Annotated in this window: 8 protein-coding genes, 1 tRNA gene and 1 pseudogene; 4 read left to right on the forward strand and 6 right to left on the reverse strand. The window is 73.2% G+C overall.

All coding sequences use genetic code 11. From position 1 onward, the window contains the following. Positions 1 to 3: 3 nt before the first annotated feature. The 3 genes from ACIGXW_RS23830 to ACIGXW_RS23840 all read right to left on the reverse strand — a co-directional run bounded on the left by ACIGXW_RS23830 (position 4) and on the right by ACIGXW_RS23840 (position 3,480). Positions 4 to 252 (reverse strand): SCO4226 family nickel-binding protein, encoded by a 249-nt coding sequence (locus ACIGXW_RS23830; protein WP_071966051.1) that lies wholly within the window; start codon positions 250 to 252, stop codon positions 4 to 6. 134 nt (positions 253 to 386) lie between these two features. Beyond that, positions 387 to 1,847, reverse strand: a complete 1,461-nt coding sequence (locus tag ACIGXW_RS23835) for an aminopeptidase P family protein (RefSeq protein WP_399574924.1) — start codon at positions 1,845 to 1,847, stop codon at positions 387 to 389. A gap of 148 nt (positions 1,848 to 1,995) precedes the next feature. After that, complete coding sequence (locus ACIGXW_RS23840) at positions 1,996 to 3,480, reverse strand: PP2C family protein-serine/threonine phosphatase (protein ID WP_399574925.1); 1,485 nt, start codon at positions 3,478 to 3,480, stop codon at positions 1,996 to 1,998. A 799-nt stretch (positions 3,481 to 4,279) separates the two neighbouring features. Here ACIGXW_RS23840 and ACIGXW_RS23845 point away from each other — a divergent pair. After that, positions 4,280 to 5,020: a bifunctional DNA primase/polymerase gene (locus ACIGXW_RS23845; RefSeq protein ID WP_399574926.1), complete on the forward strand. Its 741-nt coding sequence runs from the start codon at positions 4,280 to 4,282 to the stop codon at positions 5,018 to 5,020. Positions 5,021 to 5,349: 329 nt separating this feature from the next. Continuing rightward, positions 5,350 to 6,048, forward strand: a complete 699-nt coding sequence (locus ACIGXW_RS23850) for a hypothetical protein (protein WP_399574927.1) — start codon at positions 5,350 to 5,352, stop codon at positions 6,046 to 6,048. 547 nt (positions 6,049 to 6,595) lie between these two features. Here ACIGXW_RS23850 and ACIGXW_RS23855 read toward each other — a convergent pair. From ACIGXW_RS23855 to ACIGXW_RS23865, 3 genes and pseudogenes are all read right to left on the reverse strand, one after another. Further along, the gene (locus ACIGXW_RS23855) at positions 6,596 to 7,564 is read right to left on the reverse strand and encodes a DUF5926 family protein (protein ID WP_071966048.1); all 969 of its coding nucleotides are present in this window, start codon (positions 7,562 to 7,564) and stop codon (positions 6,596 to 6,598) included. Positions 7,565 to 7,917: 353 nt separating this feature from the next. After that, positions 7,918 to 8,520 (reverse strand): annotated as a pseudogene (locus tag ACIGXW_RS23860) (ATP-binding protein). Between the two features lie 53 nt (positions 8,521 to 8,573). Beyond that, a complete protein-coding gene (locus ACIGXW_RS23865) occupies positions 8,574 to 9,512 on the reverse strand; it encodes a glycerophosphodiester phosphodiesterase (protein ID WP_399575119.1) in 939 nt (312 codons plus the stop codon). 217 nt (positions 9,513 to 9,729) lie between these two features. On the opposite strand from ACIGXW_RS23865, the gene ACIGXW_RS23870 reads away from it, so the two are divergent. Both ACIGXW_RS23870 and ACIGXW_RS23875 read left to right on the forward strand, forming a co-directional pair. Continuing rightward, positions 9,730 to 11,514: a trypsin-like peptidase domain-containing protein gene (locus tag ACIGXW_RS23870; RefSeq protein ID WP_399574928.1), complete on the forward strand. Its 1,785-nt coding sequence runs from the start codon at positions 9,730 to 9,732 to the stop codon at positions 11,512 to 11,514. Positions 11,515 to 11,638: 124 nt separating this feature from the next. Continuing rightward, positions 11,639 to 11,728, forward strand: a tRNA-Ser gene (locus ACIGXW_RS23875). Positions 11,729 to 11,744: the final 16 nt, after the last annotated feature.

The following is an 11,744-nucleotide window of genomic DNA, read 5'->3' on the forward strand; positions in this document are numbered from 1 at the left end:
CGTTCAGATCTCCAGCGGCACCTGGTGCACCTCGTCGGTCGGGTGTCCGGCCCGCTCGTGGATGCGCTTGACCGCGTCCGCCGAGGGCGCGTCGGAGAGGCAGTAGACGGTCCCCGACTTCGGGTCCGCCCACGCGTGCTCGAAGCGCACGCCTTCCTCGCGCTCTATCGCCTGGTCGGCGCGGTGCGCGGTGGCCAGCTGGTCCTTGGTGATGCCCTGCATGCCGTGATGGACGTCCATGAACTTCGTCATGGCCCGGCACCTCCCTCATCGGTGATGCCCCTGAGACCATCATGCGCCCGCGACCGCCGCGACGCCGCTCGCGCGCACGGCCCCGCGGCCCGCCGTGTGCGGGCCGCGGGGCCGTGCGTGCGCGGAAGGGGGGATCAGCCCTTCAGCCGGGCCATCCACGCCTCGACGTCCGAGGACGTCCGCGGCAGGCCGTCCGAGAGGTTCCGGTTGCCGTCCTCGGTGACCAGGATGTCGTCCTCGATCCGCACGCCGATGCCGCGGTACTCCTGCGGCACGGTCGTGTCGTCGGCCTGGAAGTACAGGCCGGGCTCGACGGTCAGGACCATGCCGGGCTCCAGGACGCCCTCGACGTAGGTCTCCGTGCGGGCGACCGCGCAGTCGTGGACGTCCAGGCCGAGCATGTGGCCGGTGCCGTGCAGGGTCCAGCGGCGCTGCAGGCCGAGATCCAGGACGCGCTCGACCGGGCCCTCGACCAGGCCCCACTCCACGAGGCGCTCGGCGAGGACCCGCTGCGCGGCGTCGTGGAAGTCGCGGTACTTGGCACCCGGCTTGACCGCCGCGATGCCGGCCTCCTGGGCGTCGTACACCGCGTCGTAGATCTTGCGCTGCAGCTCGGTGTACGTGCCGTTGATCGGCAGCGTGCGGGTCACGTCGGCGGTGTAGAGGGTGTGGGTCTCCACGCCGGCGTCGAGCAGCAGCAGCTCGCCGGAGCGGACCGGGCCGTCGTTGCGTACCCAGTGCAGGGTGGTGGCGTGCGGGCCGGCGGCGCAGATGGAGCCGTAGCCTATGTCGTTGCCCTCGACGCGGGCGCGCAGGAAGAACGTTCCTTCGATGTAGCGCTCGCTGGTGGCCTCGGCCTTGTCGAGGATCTTCACGACGTCCTCGAAGCCGCGGACGGTGGAGTCGACGGCCTTCTGCAGCTCGCCGATCTCGAAGGCGTCCTTCACCAGGCGCTGCTCGCTGATGAAGACGCGCAGCTCCTCGTCGCGCTCGGCGGTGACCTTGTCGGTCAGGGCCGCCTCGATGCCGGCGTCGTGGCCGCGGACGCCCCGGACCGGGCCGGTGGCCTCGCGCAGGGCGTCGGCCAGCTCGCGGACGTCCTTGCAGGGCATGCCGAAGAGCTGCTCGGCCTCGGAGAGGCTGTGGCGGCGGCCGACCCACAGCTCGCCCATGCCGTCGAGCCAGAACTCGCCGTTCCCGCGGTCGGAGCGCGGCAGCAGGTACAGCGTCGCCTCGTGGCCCTCGCCACCGGTGGGCTCGAGCACCAGGACGCCGTCCTGGGTCTGGTCGCCGGTGAGGTAGACGTACTCCGTCGAGGGGCGGAAGGCGTACTCGGTGTCGTTCGAGCGGGTCTTCAGGTTGCCCGCCGGGATCACCAGGCGCTCCCCGGGGAACCGGGCCGAGAGCTCGGCGCGGCGGCGGGCGGTCTCGGCGGCCTGGGCTATCGGGCGCAGGTCGTGCAGTTCGGTGTCGGCCCAGCCGGACTTCATGTTCTCGGCGAGCTCGTCGGAGACGGCCGGGTAGAGGCCGTTCTTCCGCTGCTTGATGGGCTCGTCACCTTCGGGGTTCTCGGGTGCGGGCTGCTGCTCGGTCACTGCGTTTCCTCCTCGAACGGGGCCGCTTTCCATCGTATGTGTGGGGGAAAGTGCCGGAGAAGGCTGTGACCGAACAGTCAGCGGCGGACCTGCGTGCATATGGAATGACCGCAGGTGGCGGGCCGGCGGGGTGGCGGTGCTCAGAAGGTCATTCGAAGTGGGCCACGAGGAGGATCACGTCCTCGCCACCCTCCGGAAGGCTGCCGTCCGGCAGCACCGTCCGCAGGACGTGGTCCGCGATGGCCTCCGGGTCGCGCCGGGCCGACCGGGGCACGCCCGCCGCGGCCGAGTGCAGCCGGGAGTAGGCCCGGTCCATGCTGTCGCCGCTGCGGTGCAGCAGGCCGTCGCTGTAGAAGAGGAGCGTTTCTCCGGGTGCCGGTTCGATCTCCACGCTGGGCGCCTCCCAGCACGCCAGCATCCCCAGCGGCGCGGAGAGCGAGGTCTCCACGTACGCGACCCGGTCCGCCCCGATGATCAGTGGTGAGCAGTGCCCGGCCCCGGCGACGACCACCTTGCGCTCGGCCGGCTCGCAGTAGGCGAAGAGGGCGGTCGCCGCACGGGCGGGCTCGGTCACCCTGAGCAGCAGCTCGAGGTCGGAGAGCACGGCGACCGGATCCTCGCCCTCCATGACGGCGTACGCGCGCAGGGAGGCCCGCAGCCGGCCCATCGCGGCGAGCGCACCGGGCCCGGAACCAGTGATTCCGCCGATGGCGAGGCCGAGCGCCCCCTCGGGGAGCGCGAGGGCGTCGTACCAGTCGCCGCCGCCCTGTGGCCCGACGCGGTGCCGGACGGCCAGGCGGACGCCGGGAACGCGCGGCAGCCGGCTGGGCAGCAGCTCCTCGCGCAGGGTGGCGAGGGTCTCGCGGGCGTGGGTCAGCTCCAGGAGGCGGGCGAGGTGCTCGGTGGCGTAACCGCAGTACAGGCCGGCCAGATCGCGCTGGCGCTCGGTGGGCTCGGCGGGCTCGTCGTACAGCCAGACGGCCGCGCCGATCCGCCCGGCGGCGGGCGGATCGCCGTGGTCCGTGGCCGGGCAGGCCGGCGATTCCAGCGGGACGGCGTAGCTGGCGGCGTAGCCCAGGCGGGCCGCGACCTCGCGGTGGCGGGGGTCGAGGCCGTGCTCGCCGGGGATGTCGGGGTGCGCCGTGCCGGAGCGGTCGCCGGCGGGCGGGAGGTCGTCGAGCAGCCGGACGTACGGGCTGTGGGCCGCGGCGTCGCCCTCGTGCGGGATCGTCTCGATGTGGCCGAGGTCGGCGGGGCCGAGCCCGAGACCGACGGTGACGGGCTGCCCGGGGCCGCCGTCGGGGCCGTCGGCGGGCCGGAGGGTGACGAGGCCGCGGCCGGCGCCCACGAGCGAGGCGCCGGCCCGCAGCACCTCGCGCAGGGCGTCGTCGAGCCGTGCGGTCCGGGCGAGCCGCTCGGTCAGTTCCTGGAGCGTGGTGAGGTCGGAGACCCAGCCCGCGAGGCGGTCCTGCACCAGGGCGCCCGGCGAGGGGGCCGAGGGGCCGGGTGGGTCGGACGGGGCCGCCGGGGCCGCCGGGGAGGGGGGAGCGGGAACTGCGGGGGCGGAAGTGTGCGCGGGGGCGGGGACCGGTGGGCTGATTCCGGCCACTTTCGGCAGGTGGGGGGCGTTCATGGCCGTCGGTTCCGGCCGGGCCGGGGGCGGCCGCCGTCCGGGCGCGTCGGGGACCCGGCCCGCGGCGCTCCGCCGCACCCGCCTGACCAGCTCCTTGGCCTGGGCTTTCTGCGCAATAGCATCGCAAACCCCCTGTCGTGTTGCGCGCTATCAGTGCTCCACATGTACACGCCCGGGCAAGGGAATGTCCAGCATTGGACCAGTGGGATTGGTGGTGTCTGGTGAGGTTCCATACCGCCTGGAAGTTTGGCCGGAAAGAAGTGCCGTGGGCCGCATTTTGCTGTCGACTGGCGTCGCTCCAACAACGCGTCACATCCACCACGGTGGGTACGTACTCGGAGAAGGGCAGCGGCAGTTGGGGCCGCCCCGCAACCCGGCGGCGGGCCCGAGCGTCTTAACGGTCGACGGCCACGCCCATCCCCGAGCGGCGTGGGGCAACCCATGCCGCAGGCGAGGGGCGCACCGGCTCAGCACGAAGCGCCATGCGCGCGCCACCCCCCGCCAGGTTTCACGCTCGGCCCGTGGCGTGATGCGCTGCGTTGTACGCGCAGCGACTCGTGATCCACCTGGTGTGCCGGTCCGAGGGGCGACGGCGCGTTGAGTACCGCGCCGAGCAGTGCCCGTAGTGCCATGTAGTCCCCGCACTCCCAGGGGCTATGCGTAGTCCGTGCAGTCCATGCGGTTCCCGCAGTCCATGCGGTTCATGCAGTTCCTGCCAACGTGTTCATGTATGTGCAAGACGGTCCCTGCCCGAAGGCAGGGACCCACCTTCGGCGTTCACGGAAAGGAACGAGCGCTCATGCGCGAGATCCTCGGAAGGCGACGCAAGCTCTCCCTCCGGCGGGCCGGCCGGTCCGCGGTGCTCACCGCGGCCCTGACCTACGCCACGGAGTGGCAGTGGCCCGTACTCCCCGGTGTGGGGCTGCGGCCCGGCATCGGCCGCGTACGCGAATGCGGCTGCCCCGACCCCGATTGCGTGGTCCCCGGCGCCCACCCCTTCGACCCGGGGCTGCTGGCCGCGACCACCGATGCCCGGATGGTCCGCTGGTGGTGGACCAACCGGCCCGAGGCGCCCGTCGTGCTCGCCACCGGCGGCCGGGCGCCCTGCGCCGTGAGCCTGCCGGCGGTCGCCGGGGCCCGGGCGCTGGCCGCCTTCGACCGTGCGGGCGTACGGCTCGGTCCGGTGGTGGCCACCCCCACCCGCTGGTCCCTGCTGGTGGCCCCCTATTCGCTCGAGGTCCTCGGCGAACTGCTGAACGACCAGGACTGGGTGCCCGGCTCGCTGCGCTTCCACGGCGAGGGCGGCTACGCGGTGCTGCCGCCCTCGCCCACGGGCGCCGGGCGGGTGCGCTGGGAGCGGGCGCCGCGGCCGGCGGGCGCCGCCTCCGGCCGCGGTGGAAGGGCGGCGTCCGGCCGCCGCGTGGACGGCCTGGCCCGGCCCTGGCTGCCGGACGTGGCCTCGGTCGTCGACGTCCTGGTGGAGCAGAGCGTACGGAGCACGGGTGCGCCCGGCGGCGGCAGCAGCCGGTTGACGTACTGACGCACGGGATGCCGGGCCGGCGTACGGGGCGGGGGCCGATGTGCCGGGCCGCCGCGCGGCGGGTGCGGTGGGGGCGCGTACGGACGGGAGACGCACGCGCTCTCACTCGTAAGGGTGTAAGCCGCCGAAAGAACTGCAGGAAACGGCCGTGCGAGGTCCTGAAGAACGCGGTCGTGCCCCTATGTTCGGGACCAGTGGCTGTGGCGGGCGCCGGGACATAGGGCGCCGCCGGCCCGGCGGGCGTGCGTCCGAATCCGTCCCCGCGATCAATTCCGGTCCGTCCCCGCGATCGAGCGAGTCAGCTTCCGCGGCGAATTGCAGGTGGTCCCATGGTGCGTGCGTCCCGTGTGCCCGTCGCGTCTTCGCGACGTGCGGCGAATTTCCGGCTGATCGCGCTGGCCGGCGCGGTGGCTGTCGCCGTCGTGCTGCCGCTGGCGGTCGCCACGGCGGGCCCGGTGAGCCTGAGCGGACGGGAAAAGCCACGGCAGAAGGCGGATACGGGAAAGGGCCGGAGCGCGGCCGGGGATCTGATGCGGCCGGCCGGATTCCGCGGCACGGGAGGCGCGGGCGCTCCGCACGGCCCGGACGGCGACCACACGGGCCCCGGTGACCTCCTGGGCCTCGGCGGTTCCTATGACCCCCACGACCCCTACGGTCCCTATGGGGCCGGCCCGGACGACCCGGACCGCGGCTCGGCCCGGTGCGGCCCCGAACTGGCCTCTCCCGAAGGCGTGGAGGCCCAGACGTGCGTTCTGGAGCAGTCGCGGGAGACCTGGGCCCGGACGTACTACCGCAACGCCACGGGTGCGCCGCTGACGGGCGTCCTGACGCTCATGGCCCCCGCCGGGCGGACCGTGCAGGTGCAGTGCCGGATGGCCGCAACCGACGATCCGGACATGTGCGAGACGCCGCACGAGAAGACCCTGCGCGGACATGGCTCGTATGCGGCGGTGGCGGAGATCGCCTCGACGGAGGGGAAGCTGCTGCTCCGCTCCGGCAGCAACTCACCGGAGCCGGACGAGGGTTAGCCCCGCGCCCGCGTGGGCGCCCCTGAAGGGGGCGCCCAGGGCGGCGTGCGCGCGGGCCTAGGAGCCGTCTGCGGGACGTCGGGGGCGGCCTGGGGGGACCGGGGCCGCCTGCGGGCGGTGCGGGCCCTCACGGGGCTTCCTGCGGGGCCGTGTGCGCTGTTCCGCGGCTTCCTCGGGGTTTCCCGGCGGGGCTCTGCGCGGGGCGTCCGTAGGGGATGTCCGGGAGTGGCTTTCGCCCGGGTGGCCCGCGCGTGCGGCCGAGAGGGCCGATCACTGTGTCCGGGCATGGAAACGCCCGGTCGCTGGCGACGGGGGATGCACCAGCGACCGGGCTTCTAGAACCGTAACAAGAGATCCGTGGTTCGCAAATTCGATCGCGGATTTCCGGACGCGGATTTCCGGCCTGAGAGCGGGAGTTGTGACAGGAGTCACGTAGTTTGACCCGCCATTTACCCGCATTTACCGGCGACGACCGCCGGAATCATGCATTCCGCCGGGCTGTGGCGGCGCGGCTGATTCCTGGCGGTTGTCCGAATGGATTTACGGATCAGTTCAGGGTGACCTGACGGCTGGTGAGACCGCCGCGGGCGCGGCGCTCCTCCGCCGTCAGCGGGCTGTCGTCCGCGAGCGCGGCGGCGAGCCGCTCGGCGAAGGCCGCGGCGGGCTTCTCCACGTCCTCGGCGCCCATGCCGCTCGGCAGGTCCCACACCGGCACGGTCAGGCCGTGCGCGCGGAACGAGCCGACCAGGCGGGTGCCCTCGCCGAGCGACGTGCCGCCCGTGGCGTGCAGCCGCGCGAGCGCGTCCAGGAGCTGCTCCTCCGGGTGCGTCATGACCCAGCGCAGGTGGTTCTTGTCCGGGGTCTCGCACCAGTACGCGGCGTCGAGGCCCGACAGCCGGACGGTCGGGATGGCGGCGGCGTTCGCCCGCTCCAGCGAGGCGGCGACCTCACCGGTGGCGTTCTCGGCGTTCTCGATCCAGAACTCGAAGCCCGTGTGGACGACCGGCTCGAACGGGCTGTCCAGGTCCAGCAGGTCCTGCAGGCGCGGACCTTCGGCGCCGATGCGCTCCGCGGTGACCGGGGTGCCGGGCTCGGCGGCCAGGGCGCGCTGCAGGGTGTCGGCGAGGTCGCGGCTGAGGTCGCCGGTGGGGGTGTCGTTCTGCAGGCCCAGCAGTACGGCGCCGCTGTCGCGGCGCAGCGCGGGCCAGGCCATCGGCAGCACGGTCGCCAGCGTCACGGAGGGCACGCCCTCGGGCAGCCCGCCCTTGAGCTTGAGCTCCACGGTCGCGGCGGGCACCAGCTCGCGCAGGGCGACCCAGTCGGCCTCGCCGGGCAGGCCCTCGAAGGGACGGTGCACCAGCTCGGCCACCGCGTGCGAGGCGGCGCGCCCGTGGCAGGCCTTGTAGCGCCTGCCCGAGCCGCAGGGGCAGGGCTCGCGGGCGCCGACGACAGGGATCGGCGCGTCGCCGGCCTGCGGCGTGGCGGCCTTGGTCTGGGGGCGGCGCTTCTTGGCCATGGTGTGCGTGTCTCCCGATCGTTGCGTCCGGCCCGGTGCCCGGTACCCCGGGGTGAACCCGTGGGGGTGCTCGTGTGCCGAACGGCATTGCTGCGTTGACGGCGCGAGCCTAGCGCCCGGTGTGTCGGCACAGCCGGGCACGCGCGGGAAGGGGGCGCCGAGGGCACGCGGACGGCAGGCGACGGTGCGTACGCCTGGGTGGTGATGGCGGCCGGCTCGGGTGAGGGGTGCGGGCGCGGGGCCCGACGGCCTGCGGCCGGCCGGTCCGGGCCCGGGACCCGTTTCTCCGCGTGCCGCCTGTTATGCGGCGTGGCAGGGGGTGCTTGAGCGCGGTGGGCAATCTACGCGCGTCATCACGCCAGCTCGTCGAGGTCGGAGAAGGACAGGACGGGGTCGGGGTCCATGCGCGTGGCGAAGCCGGCGCGTACGGAGAGCGCCGCCCATACGGTCACCTCGCCGAGGGAGTCCCGGACGCCCCAGTCCCGGGAGAGCGCGCTGATGATGTTCAGTCCGCGGCCGCCGCGCGCGGTGACCGATGGAGTGGCCGGAAAGGGCCGGGTGGGTCCGCCGCCGTCGGTGACCTCGACGGTGAGGCTGCCGCGTCCGTCGACCCGCCAGGCGGCGAGGATGCCGCCGTGTCCCTCGCGGCCTCTTGTGCCGTTCTCCCGGCTCAGCGGGCGACCGTGTCGGTACGCGTTGCTGAGCAGCTCCGAAAGGATCAGTACCGCGTCGTCGATGACCGATTCCGGTACCCCGCTGGTGCGCAAGTCCTTGCGCATCCGGTGTCTCGCTTCACCCACACCGGCTGGACCATGGGGTACGGCCATGATCGACGACGTGGGCACCTCCTGTGCCACCACCAACGCCACCCCCGAGACCTCCTTTGCCCCACGTCAGGGGATGGATGCCCCAATGGACTGGACCGGAAACCGGCCAACCTCGACGCGGTGGGGCACTCACGACGCTCGAATACGCACCGAACGCGCCGGTGCACTCCATGTAATGGCCGCTACCGTCGGCCGAGCTGGGTAAGCACTGCCTTGGGGCGGTTTGTAATGATCGCGTCCACGCCGAGGCGGGCGCACAATTCGACGTCCTCGGGCTCGTTCACGGTCCAGACGTGCACCTGGTTGCCGGCGCGGTGCAGCCGGGCCACGTAGTCGGGGTTGTTCCGGACGATCCGGATGCTCGGCCCGGCGATGCCGACGCCCACGGGCAGTCGTCCGTCGCGGTAGCGGGGGGAGAGGAACTGCATCAGATAGACGGTCGGCAACGCGGGCGCCGCCGCCCGCACCCGGTGCAGGGAGCGGGCCGAGAAGCTCATCACCCGTACGGGCGAGGGTTCGGCGGGCGGGGGTTCGGCGAGCCCAAAGCGGCCGAGCAGGGTCAGCAGCCTGTCCTCGACCTGGCCCGCCCAGCGGGTGGGGTGCTTGGTCTCGATGGCCAGCTCGACGCGGCGGCCGGAGTCGGCGACGAGTTCGAGGAGCCGTTCGAGGGTGAGGACGGAGGTGCGGTCGGGATCGGGGTCGGGGCCGGGTCCGTTCCCGGCTGCGGGGGCCGGCCCGGAGCGCGCACGTCCGGGCGGGAAGCGCACTCCACGGCCGCTCCTGCGGCCGGTGTCCGGGTCGAAGTACCCGCCGGGGTCCCGGTCCAGGGCCCGGTCAGGGGCCTCCGCGTCGCCGGCCTGCCCCTTCCAGGACCCGAAGTCGAGGGCCGCGAGGTCGGCCAGCTCGAGGGTGGAGACGGCGCCGCGGCCGTTGGACGTGCGGTTGATCCGGCGGTCGTGGACGCAGACGAGATGCCCGTCGGCGGTCAGCCGCACATCGCACTCCAGCGCGTCCGCGCCGTCCTCGATCGCCTTGCGGTACGCGGCCAGCGTGTGTTCCGGAGCGTCCTCGGAGGCTCCGCGGTGGGCGACGACGTCGAGGGGGTGGCGCTCGGGACGCATGTCCCCGGCCGGGTGTGCGTAGGTCACCGCGTTATGGTGCCACCGCCCGGCGCGATCGCGCAGGGAGTGTGATTTGTCCTGTAGTAAGGACTGGCGGCCGAGGTCACAGGCTCCGCTTACGGTGGTCTGACGCGTCATGGGAAAAGCTGGTGCGAGACACATGCGAGTGTGGCCGGAAGTCGCGACAACTGACGTGTACCTGATTGAGGAGACAACTGTGAGCACCGAGAACGAGGGCGCCGCCGTTCCGTCCGCGGCGGGGCCGCGCACGGCGTCTCCGGCATCGGAGGGGGCGTCGCCCGAGTCCACGCAGGTGCCCGCGCCCGCGCCCACGCACGCCGAGCCGGAGCATTCGGCTCCGGTGGCCCCGCCCGTACCCGCGGACCCACCGGCCATGGCCGACGCGGCCGACGCGGTGGCGCTGACGAAGGCCGAGGACCGGACCGCGCAGCTCCCGTCCGTACCGCCCGCGCACGGCCAGGAAGCGACGCAGCAGCCGAGCGCGCAGACGGCGCAGTTCCCGGCGACGGGTGCGGCCGCCGAGTCGGCGCAGACCGCGCAGTACCCGTCCGCGGCCCCCGTGGACGGCCAGGCGCAGACGGCGCAGACCGCGCAGTACCCGGCTTCGGCTCCGGCGGCTCCGGTGGACGGCCAGGGGCAGACGGCCCCGGCCGGTCAGTACCCGGCCTCGGCGCAGATGCCGCACGCGGCGTTCGCGGCGGCAGGGGCCCCCGGTTCCGGAGCTCCGGCGTCCGGTGGTTGGTACGGCGGCGCGGACGCGCCCCCGCCCTACGGCGTTGCCCCCGACGGCTCGGCGGGCGGCCACGGTGGCCCGGTCCCGATGTGGGGCGCCCCCACCCCGCCGCCGCGCAAGCGGGGCGGCGGCCTGGTGGCCGCCGTGCTCGCCGCGGCGCTGCTCGCGGGCGGAGTCGGCGGCGGCATCGGCTACTGGGCGGCCGATAGAAACGGAAGCGATACTTCCACCACGGTCTCGTCGTCCGGCGACCCGAAGACGGAGAGCCGTTCCCCCGGTTCGGTCGCGGACATCGCGAGCAAGGCGCTGCCGAGCGTCGTCACCATCGAGGCGCAGAGCGGCAGCGGCGAGGGCGGCACCGGCACCGGCTTCGTCTACGACCGGCAGGGCCACATCCTCACCAACAACCACGTCGTCGCCTCGGCCGCCGAGAGCGGCAAGCTCTCGGTGACGTTCTCCGACGGCAAGCAGTACGACGCCGAGGTGGTCGGCCGCGCCCAGGGTTACGACGTCGCGGTCATCAAGCTGAAGAACCCTTCCGGCGTCAAGCTCAACCCCCTCCCGCTCGGTGACTCCGACAAGGCGGCGGTGGGCGACGCGACCGTGGCGATCGGCGCGCCCTTCGGCCTGTCCGGCACCGTCACGACCGGCATCGTCAGCGCCAAGAAGCGCCCGGTGGCCTCCAGCGACGGCGGCGGCAGCGGCCAGGCCTCGTACATGAGCGCCCTCCAGACGGACGCCTCGATCAACCCGGGCAACTCCGGCGGCCCGCTGCTCAACGCCCAGGGCGCCGTCATCGGCGTCAACTCCGCCATCCAGTCCGCGGGCGGCGGTGGCGGCGGCTTCGGCGGCGGCAGCGGCCAGTCGGGCAGCATCGGCCTCGGCTTCGCGATCCCGATCAACCAGGCGAAGAACGTCGCCGAGCAGCTGATCAAGAACCGCACGCCGATCTACCCGGTCATCTCGGCCACGGTGAACATGAAGGAGGGTGGCAACGGCGCCAAGATCGCCCCCAGCGGCGCCAACAACACCCCCGCCGTCACCCCGGGCGGCCCCGCCGACAAGGCCGGCCTCAAGCCGGGCGACGTCATCACCAAGCTGGGCGACACCCAGATCGACAGCGGTCCCACCCTGATCAGCGAGATCTGGACCCACAAGCCGGGCGACAAGGTCAGCCTGACGTACACCCGCGACGGCAAGCAGAACACCGTGGACATCGTCCTGGGCGAGCGCAAGGGCGACAGCTGACCCGCGCCCCCGCCCGGCCGGACCGCCCCGCGCGGTCCGAAGTCCGTATCCCCGCCCGGGGCTCGGTCCCGCGGCGGCGTACCCGGTAGGCTGTCCCCGCGCCGCAACGGCTGTTGCGATGCGGGGAGGCTTGCCCGAGCGGCCTAAGGGAACGGTCTTGAAAACCGTCGTGGCAGCGATGTCACCGAGGGTTCAAATCCCTCAGCCTCCGCCAGTCCTGCTGTGACGCA

The sequence above is a fragment of the Streptomyces sp. NPDC053079 genome (assembly GCF_044546695.1).
Lineage (GTDB): Bacteria > Actinomycetota > Actinomycetes > Streptomycetales > Streptomycetaceae > Streptomyces.

Coding starts and splice junctions, on each gene's coding strand:
- ACIGXW_RS23830 (WP_071966051.1), bottom strand. CDS start 252: ATGACGAAGTTCATGGACGTCCATCACGGCATGCAGGGCATCACCAAG.
- ACIGXW_RS23840 (WP_399574925.1), bottom strand. CDS start 3,480: ATGAACGCCCCCCACCTGCCGAAAGTGGCCGGAATCAGCCCACCGGTC.
- ACIGXW_RS23845 (WP_399574926.1), top strand. CDS start 4,280: ATGCGCGAGATCCTCGGAAGGCGACGCAAGCTCTCCCTCCGGCGGGCC.
- ACIGXW_RS23850 (WP_399574927.1), top strand. CDS start 5,350: ATGGTGCGTGCGTCCCGTGTGCCCGTCGCGTCTTCGCGACGTGCGGCG.
- ACIGXW_RS23855 (WP_071966048.1), bottom strand. CDS start 7,564: ATGGCCAAGAAGCGCCGCCCCCAGACCAAGGCCGCCACGCCGCAGGCC.
- ACIGXW_RS23865 (WP_399575119.1), bottom strand. CDS start 9,512: ATGCGTCCCGAGCGCCACCCCCTCGACGTCGTCGCCCACCGCGGAGCC.